The organism is Nostoc flagelliforme FACHB-838 (genome assembly GCF_014698065.1).
Taxonomy (GTDB): Bacteria; Cyanobacteriota; Cyanobacteriia; order Cyanobacteriales; family Nostocaceae; genus Nostoc; species Nostoc flagelliforme_B.
Genome location: NZ_JACJSI010000253.1, coordinates 1 through 8,389 on the forward strand (window position 1 = coordinate 1; position 8,389 = coordinate 8,389).

Here is an 8,389-nt window from a genome sequence, read left to right on the forward strand (position 1 = left end):
TTTGAATCTAGTTGCACGGCGCTATAACGTTTCCGATATTGCACAAGTACTTTTTGCAAAACGTGGGAAAAAGCTAAGGCTTAAAAGTCGAAAGAACGCTGCTTCTCGCAATGTCGCTCTCTTGCCTTTGCTCTTGCAACTAGGACAATACCAGGCAATCCTAACGCAAATCGCCCAGTTAAGTTACCGAGTAGCATTGGAAACAAAAAGCATACTCAATCCCTTAATATTCTGGTCATGGGTTGGGCAGCACAAAGAATTGGACATCGACTCTCAGCAGAAAAATTTACAAATTACTTTCTGGGAGTGGATAAAGCAACATCCAGAGATTCCAGTTATCTTATGCGAGGGCGAAAAAAAAGCGGCCTGCTTGCTCAGTATGGGGTTTGTAGCGATCGCACTCCCAGGAATTTGGAACGGGCGCGTCGGCAAACAGGATTTTGATGAACGGTTGCATCCTGACTTAGTACCAATGGCTCAGGCGGGACGCAAGTTCATAATTCTTTTTGACCACGAAACAAAAGCTAAAACCAGGTGGTCGGTGTTTCAAGCCACTGTTCGCACTGCAAAGGCAATCGAATCGGCTGGTTGTGAATGTGAAGTTGCATTACTGCCGGGGCCAGAAAAAGGCGTTGATGATTTTGTAGTTAGTCGCAGTGAAGATGCCAATGCTCTGCTGACTGCAATTATAGACGATGCCAAATCACTAAAAGATTACCAGCGCTCGTATCGGGCTAAAAAATGGGGACTTAGCAAATACAAACCGGATGTCACTATTAATGTCTTGTATCTCTCTGAAGCTTTGTGCATTCCTGAACTTGAAGAAAAATGCTTGACAGTGCCTGAGCTTTATGAGCTTGAAAAGGAACAACTTTTCACACCATCTATAAAAGGACATCAAAGAAAGAAGGAGTCTACCGATTCTGGCGGAGTTGATTCAGACAAATCGAAGAAATCCCCTACCTTCAATTACCTTCAATTTCCCAAAATCAGGACTAGTCGTACTCTGGAGCGACATGGGCACTGGTAAAACTGAACTTATGCGCTGGTGGCGTGACCAAAATCCTGATGCCAGATTTCTCAACAATGGACATCGGGTTAACTTGTTGAAAAATCTTGCCGAACGTTTGCGGACGGCGATGTATTCAGACTTGGGTTACACAGGTTTAGCCCAGGCCCAAGCCCTTAGTATTACTATTGACAGCTTGCATAAGTTGAATACTCAGTCTCTCACCTACGGCTGCATATTTATAGATGAAGCCTGCCAATACCTTACCCACCTGCTGCACAGTAATACTTGCAAACAATATCGCGCCGCCATTTTGGAGGTACTGGAATATATAGTATACAATGCGCCACTGGTCGTCATCGCTGATGCACACATGGATGATTTAACGGTAAACTTCTTTCTTGCAATGCGACCACTCGGTGAAGTCCCGTACATTATCAAAAACGAGTGGCGAAACGGTTCACGCACAATTTATTGGTACGAGGGGGATAATTCTAGCGCCATAGTCGCCCAAATCTCGGCAGCGCTGATGCTTGGAGAAAAAGTTATGGTTGCAAGTGACAGTAAGCGTTTCATCAAAAAACTCGACAAATCCTTTACTATCAAGTACGAAGAATCTAGTAGTTCGCCAAGTGAACTTGGCGGGGAAAAGGGTAAAGGGGAAGGGGAAAAGGAAGAATTAACAGATTCCTCCACCCTTTCCCCCTTACCCCTTACCCCTTGCCCGGCCCGTAGGGCTTCATGGCGTATCTGGTCGGTTCATTCCGATAATTCTGGCAGTGATGAAAATGTCGCTTTCATCAAAGATATCACCAACGCCGTTAAAAACTTTGATGCCTTGTTCACTTCCCCTAGCCTGGGGACTGGTGTCGATATTTCCGAGTATCATTTTGATTTAGTGTTTGGTGTCTTTCACGGCGTTTCCCAAACCGCTACTGAGTGTGCCCAACAACTGTACCGGTATCGCCCGAAAGTTCCGTTTCATATTTGGGTGGCCCCGCGTCCTCCCTTTGGTTACAAGGATACAAACGCATCCAAGATTAAAGAGCGCTTGCTCCAAACCAATGAAATGACCGCTTTTCTGTTGCGGATTGACAGAGAAACGGGTAAGCGGGGAGCGGAGAAAGATTGGGCCTTAGATGCATGCCTATTGTCAAATTATGGCTAACCGCCACTATTCTCTCAATAATCTGCGCGATGACTTGCGATCGCTTCTCACCGAAATGGGCAATACATTTATATATGTGGGCAGTGATTCAGATCCTCAGTCTCTCGAAAGTCTTAAAGCAGCAGCACAAGCTTTGGATCGTGCCCACAATTCGGCTGTTGCCAAGGCTAAGAATATTACTTTGAGTGAGTACCGTGCCCGTCAGAGCAAAGATTACCTTGACCCTAATGAAATTTTTGAATGTGAAAAATTTTTGAATGTGAAAAGTTCCGCATTTCTGATTCTTACGGCATCGAAGTTACCGAATCACTCGTAGAAATGGATAAAGGTGGCCGCTTAATTAGAGCAATTGCTGGACTTGAGGCCATTTTAGCCCCACCCGAAGAATCGTTCACTGACCCCAAAACCCCTGCTGCGTATAGTGTAAACCCCAATCAGCAGGCCGTATCCACACCCCCCCTTGATGCTATAGGGAACTCCCATTGCCAAGGGGAGGATACTACCGAATTTGAGTCACCTCCGACCGATCGCACTACCCTACTCCATTGTGTGGAAATGCTACGCTCTGGTATCAAGCAGGGGGTGGACGCGATTAAGGGCATCCTTAAGCGATGGGTTGAGGATTTGCGCTGGGATACGGTGCTGGAACTTGAAGCGATCGCGGCAAATGAACTGCGACTTGTGGAATCTCAAGTTCCTGAATTTTACACCTTGCTAAGTGAAGAGGTGTTACCGATGTCGGGGGGCTAAACTTTCGTCATAACTAACCGCATCATTGAAGCAATTTCTACTTTTGCTTTCAGCAATTGTGCTGATGCTGCTTTGCTAAATCAATTTTTTGGTAAAATGGGGTCAAGAGCTTTCATGCACTGAATTATCGGTCACTTCGACAAAGTTGGGTTTCCCGAAGTCGTCTTCATCGACCGGAGCAAGTAGTGCTAAAGATGATACCGCTCCCAATACTTGATCTTCTCTTACCTCCAGGTACTTGTACAGCTCGTCCAACGTGCGATGCCCAGAAATTTCCTGAATCACTCTTAAGGGAATCCCGGCATTACTCATCGAGGTGAGTGCTGTGCGCCGAAAGCTGTGAGAGCTTACGCCTTCAACTCCTACTTTTTTGCAAGCGACTCGCAATATCCACAGTGCCGAATCTCGGTGTAGGTGGTTATTGGCTCTTGAGTGGTCAGCATTTCCAGGGAACAACCAAGGAGAATCATCACGCGGTTTATATGCTTGCAACCTGACTCGCAATTCTTGAATTACCGGGATGGCACGGGTAGCCAGTTTCCCTTTCGTGTTACCTTTGCGAAAGATGATTTTGGCTCTGACTTTTCCTTTGGCATCATATACGTCGCGCTTAAGCAACGTCACTGCTTCATTCACCCGACACGCTGTGTAAAGCATCACCGCAAACAGCGCTTTGTCTCGTAGCGAGTCTACCCCCTGCGAGAACAGAAGTTGGATTTCCTGCAAAGACAGAATCTTTGCTCGACCATGCCTATCAATTTTCAAGGTTGCTGTCCCATCAACACCCGGCCCTGTTCTTATTATCCCAGTCCACGGGACAGGTTTTGCCAGGGGTGCAATTTTCGCAGCTATGCAGATGAGCAGTATGGGTATTTTCAGCGATTAGCGTCATCACTGAGGATATTTAATACTCAATGTCTGGCGAAGATGATTGATGCTGGAATTGCTACGGGGTGATGTCTATATTTATTCGCAATCGCCAATGGACAGTTGCGCTCCGTGCAATCGCCGCAGCTTTCACCTGAAAGCACCAGTTGTTGTGGTTAGCCAATATCAATATTGATAACAATGCAGAAACGGCCGTTGGGACTTTACCGAATGGCAAGTTAGTTTTTGATGTCTGAAATTACAATGTGTTTTCAACGTGTAGGTACCTACCCAAGTAAGTGATCGGTTCGTCTTCAGGCAAGTCAATTTTCCCGATTTGGGTGGTAAGGCACTTACCCGCTCATAAAGATACGAAAGTACGATCCAGATCCACGCCACACAACGAGCAATTAAGAACAAGGCTGGTATCTTTTTTTTGTGGTTCCCCCTAAAAATACACCTCTAAAAGAAAAACCTAAAAATAGGTGAAAAAAATAAACCAATAATGACTTTATAGTTAATAAGTGATGCATTAGGTCAAAGAGCATACTCCTAGCATTTAAATACACAAATATTACAGGTGTAGGTTTGGGTTAAAGAAAAGGGGCAAAGGTGCTTATTTTAAGAAACTTATACAAAATTTCCCCCTGCTTCTGTTGCTTCAGTGCCAAATGAAGCCTTATCCGAATAACCCGCTATTTAATCGCTATCACGCCATAAAACTATAGAGTCATTTTTAGTTTATTTTTTGAGAGTGGCTTGATTCCTCTATAAAAAATTCTTCAAGAAACGGGTAAAACTTGCGTGCCAAAAACTCAAACTTTTCTGCAATTGATTCCGAACTTGTCCTGAATCAATTCTCAGGGTGAACGCCAAGATGCTCCCTGATGGGCGAAGAGACTTTAGGTGATTGCGAGTTAATTTATTATGTCGTAAATTATACAGTTAAAAATAAAACTTTAACATCGAACAAAACCCCCGTACTGTATCATGATACTTGTCTAGGTAAAAAAATAAGTTGATGGTAGGTTCCTTTAGCCTATTACCTAGATGAGTATAATGCAGAAAGTTTTACTGTATAGCGATGCCAACAGTAATTATAATTGCGTAAAAGACAGTGTTATAGATTACAAAAAATAAAGTAATACAGAGGGCATAAGGGAAGGCACAGACATCGTTTGGCATGGTGGTCTGCAAATTCCCGCTCCTTTTAACACCCTCGATCTTGGCTCATATAAAGGATTAATTTTTCAGAATCATAATTAAGTTTTTGCCGACCATTGGTCGGCAAATTGCGATTTTCATAGAGCGAGCAGCTACGCTCTTGCGGTTACGCCATCGCTTAGTATAGGCATGAAGTAATCAGTGAATGAGGAATTTAAGTATAAAAAATTACAAAACTTTGCTAAATAACTGATGTGCGTGAGCAAAACTATTTACTGGTTGAACTAACTTAGAAACGGCGATCGCGTTCTAGTTGCCACAGTGGAATGGCACGAAGATTCATGTGAAACGTCGTCAGAGCATGGGGTAGGGTGTTGGGGGTAGTGTTCCAGACAATTGAATGCGAGTGCGTCAAAAAGTTCAACATCTTCTTAATTCCCCAATACCTGCAACCCCACACCCTTTCATCCAGGAATACCAGGGATTTACGCTTTACAAGCGTGCCATTCTTGCCACAGTGCTTTTTCCATGCACCAGTCAAGACTGCGGGTAGGATTGCGCCGTTGTTCAAATTCAATTAATCGTTTGGCGGTAGCAACGTCGCGGGATTTAATTTACTTGTTGAGCAACTCTAAGTCTCAGGTATAAAAACCAATCTGCTCAGGAACCCTAGTGAATCGCCCTGTGCGATGACCCCGTGATAACTCATTCAATACCTTGTTTTTCACTTCTCTAATCTCAGTTGCAGTGAGTTCGCCATAGATTGCGTTGGTAATTTCTGAAACCCCGAAAACTTTACCCGAATTATTTTCTAGAAAAGTTGTTAGTGCATCAATTAAAAACTGACCCTGAAATTCTTCGAGCATTGGTATCTCTTTGGGCTGGGGCGGCAAAACTTGTTTCTTATTTTTGCCTTTGACTCTGGTGGACGAATTTTTCGTCTCCGGTTTGGGGAGCAAAGTTAAAGAGATAGTAAAACATCCGGGTTTTCCTGGGACACTGAACCATTTGTTAGTTTCCTTGCCCTTAATGAGGGATGATTGAACTCTGTGTTTTAGCACTTTAAACACTTCTGGCTGTAAGTCCCCATAGAGCATTTTGACAATAAAATCGATGTGAACAATTGTGCCAATGTGTTCTGCCAAAACCTGTTCAATAGCTTCCGGGCGAGACAGGGATTGGAAAATAGGCAGCATGTCCGTCTCGATTCCATAGAGCGTTCGCTGTTGAGTTGATGTTTCTATCGGTGGCTCTAGGAGGAATGGACTATCTGTAGCTGCATCAGATTCTTCACCTGACCAAGCTTGTATAAGTGTGAATATGTTTTGTTGAGTGGAGTCAAGCAATTGGGTTGCGACTGGTGATGTATCCTGTGAATCGTCTAATAAAGGATCGGTAATAGGTTCAACATCGTCATTAACAGATTCCTCACTTAAGAATAAGAAGAAATTTTTTCCTTTTTCAGAGTTGAATTCTTCATTATCATTATCCACCTCCTCAGTCGAAGGCCAGTTAGATAATAGAGCTTCTACATGAGTGAGATTTGCTTTGGCTAGGGTATATAATTTTTCGTAATCTTCTACAAGAGGTGCGTAGTAATCTCGCAATGCGAATAGTGACTCGATTGCTTTTTGGGGAGGTGATAAAGGAAAGGGGCTATTCATCTTTGGAATTAACTATACGTTACGACACTCGTATAGTTATGAAACGACATCGAGTGAATTAGAAAAGAATTGACAGTTTTAGACCTATTGTAAAGTATTTGAGTAATCAGATATAAAGCGATGGCATAACCGCAAGAGCGTGGATGACAATACTCCGCCCCGCGTCAAGTACCGCCACTGATACGCCGAAACCACTGGCGATCGCTGTTGACTGCGCTGCTCACATCAAAAATTTTGGGTTTCACTGTTCCCTCTGACCCCAAACCGAGAGAGGCTGTTGGTGCTGCAATGGGAAGCGATCGCTGCGCTGGACTATTTAGATATCTGTGGCTGGTGGTGCTGGAATAGGAAGTAATTGCGGAGGTTGAATTGCGATCAAAGGAAGCGACTGTGCCTGATTTTTACGATTGCGTCTTCTTCCATTCGTCTACTGTTAAGCAAGTTTTTCCAGTGGGTATTAATCCTGTGGTTGCTGACACACCGAACTTTGTCAGCGCATAATTTTCTACTTCTGCGTCCTTGAAGGCAAGTTCTACTACCTTTTGCTTCTCTTGTTTTGACAAAACTTCAACTTTCACATTCTCTGGCGTAGGAGTAGTGCCTGTTTTCTTGAGCATGAAATTTTTCACATTGTACAAGCCTTCTTCTCGCGGCTTCCCTAAATTTAAGCATCCTCTTGATTTCACAAATAGTCCTGTAGTCCAAAAATTACTTACAAAATCCTGTTTGTTAACAAACTGAACTCTATCCGCTCCCCACACATAAACAGGCTGGAAATATCCCTTAGTTCGAGGGATTTTGGTTTCGTTGCACCTTGTTCCGTTTTTGTACGGAGCGTTCCAGTCTCCGCATACCTTCCAGGTTATTCTATATAAGTTAGGTGTCTCTTCTACATATTGCCTTATTTGCTCCAGTACTTCCTTATCTTTTTGGTTTTGCACATCAGTTAACTTAGCCCCATAATCATTCTCTGCCTGAGCTACCTTGTCTCCTTCAGACTGGCAAGCCCCAGTACCCGCACCTATCAAAACAAGGGCTATGAGTAAACCTATTTTATTCATAAAAAACTCCAACAATTAATACGCGAAATTAATTAGCGATTTTCTTGTTTAAGCAATATCTACTTCTAAGGGAGATCCAATAAATAAATCAGCCCAGCCGTCGCTTTCGCCCTCAAGGCGAAAGCGCCTAGATATCTCGGTTTTGCCAAAAATATTATTGATACGGCTGGGCTGATTTATTCGTGTCTTGTGCCTAAGAATGCTTGACTACAAGCTGCAAATATTATACATATTTGTCGCATATATGCAATCAAGTTTTAACAGTTTTTAGTCATAGTTCTACCCTTCCACAGCCATCGGCAACTGAAATCACATAGAGGCAATGGCGCACAGAGCGTCTAGATATATCGTCGCGCTACTGTTTGATACAGTTCACAGCCCTAATGGTAGGTGAGGTGATAGCGACCTCTGGATCTTTCTATAGCGCAGGATGATTTTGTGTTACTACGTTTTGTAAAAAAGCAAATAAAAAATAGTACAACAATTATGAAGAAAGAACAAGTCACTTGAGTACGGAAAAAAACAGTACTAAAGTTTCTTCATCTTTTAAGTAGGAATATGTCATAGATAAAAGAGCAAAGTTGAGAAAGAATTTGTGCGTGAGCATAATTGGCGTAAGTAACATCTAAATCAGCAATGAAAAAAATATGGACATTTTGGGAATTTGACCATACATTGGGTAGCGCGGTTCGAGTAATATCAACCC

The 8,389-nt window shown here is 43.2% G+C and carries 5 protein-coding genes and 1 pseudogene; 2 read left to right on the plus strand and 4 right to left on the minus strand.

Annotation, left to right across the window (positions count from 1 at the left end; translation table 11 throughout):
* Positions 1 to 292: 292 nt before the first annotated feature.
* Positions 293 to 2,927, plus strand: a pseudogene (locus tag H6G97_RS39560) (DUF3854 domain-containing protein); the annotation flags it as partial.
* A gap of 102 nt (positions 2,928 to 3,029) precedes the next feature.
* Here H6G97_RS39560 and H6G97_RS39565 read toward each other — a convergent pair.
* The 3 genes from H6G97_RS39565 to H6G97_RS39575 all read right to left on the minus strand — a co-directional run bounded on the left by H6G97_RS39565 (position 3,030) and on the right by H6G97_RS39575 (position 6,622).
* Complete coding sequence (locus H6G97_RS39565) at positions 3,030 to 3,692, minus strand: tyrosine-type recombinase/integrase (protein ID WP_190946103.1); 663 nt, start codon at positions 3,690 to 3,692, stop codon at positions 3,030 to 3,032.
* 1,555 nt (positions 3,693 to 5,247) lie between these two features.
* Entirely contained in the window at positions 5,248 to 5,535 is a 288-nt protein-coding gene (locus H6G97_RS39570) for a hypothetical protein (RefSeq protein ID WP_190946104.1), read from the minus strand.
* Between the two features lie 61 nt (positions 5,536 to 5,596).
* A complete protein-coding gene (locus H6G97_RS39575) occupies positions 5,597 to 6,622 on the minus strand; it encodes a hypothetical protein (RefSeq protein ID WP_190946105.1) in 1,026 nt (341 codons plus the stop codon).
* A 207-nt stretch (positions 6,623 to 6,829) separates the two neighbouring features.
* Here H6G97_RS39575 and H6G97_RS39580 point away from each other — a divergent pair, with 207 nt between their 5' ends.
* Entirely contained in the window at positions 6,830 to 6,970 is a 141-nt protein-coding gene (locus H6G97_RS39580; RefSeq protein WP_190946106.1) for a hypothetical protein, read from the plus strand.
* A gap of 53 nt (positions 6,971 to 7,023) precedes the next feature.
* Here the strand turns inward: H6G97_RS39580 and H6G97_RS39585 are convergent, their stop codons facing one another.
* Positions 7,024 to 7,683 carry a hypothetical protein gene (locus H6G97_RS39585; protein ID WP_190946107.1) on the minus strand — a complete coding sequence of 220 codons (660 nt, stop codon included), beginning with the start codon at positions 7,681 to 7,683 and terminating at the stop codon, positions 7,024 to 7,026.
* Positions 7,684 to 8,389: the final 706 nt, after the last annotated feature.

Bases quoted from the DNA above. Each gene is read 5' to 3' on its own strand.
- H6G97_RS39575 (WP_190946105.1), bottom strand. From the start codon at position 6,622: ATGAATAGCCCCTTTCCTTTATCACCTCCCCAAAAAGCAATCGAGTCA.
- H6G97_RS39585 (WP_190946107.1), bottom strand. From the start codon at position 7,683: ATGAATAAAATAGGTTTACTCATAGCCCTTGTTTTGATAGGTGCGGGT.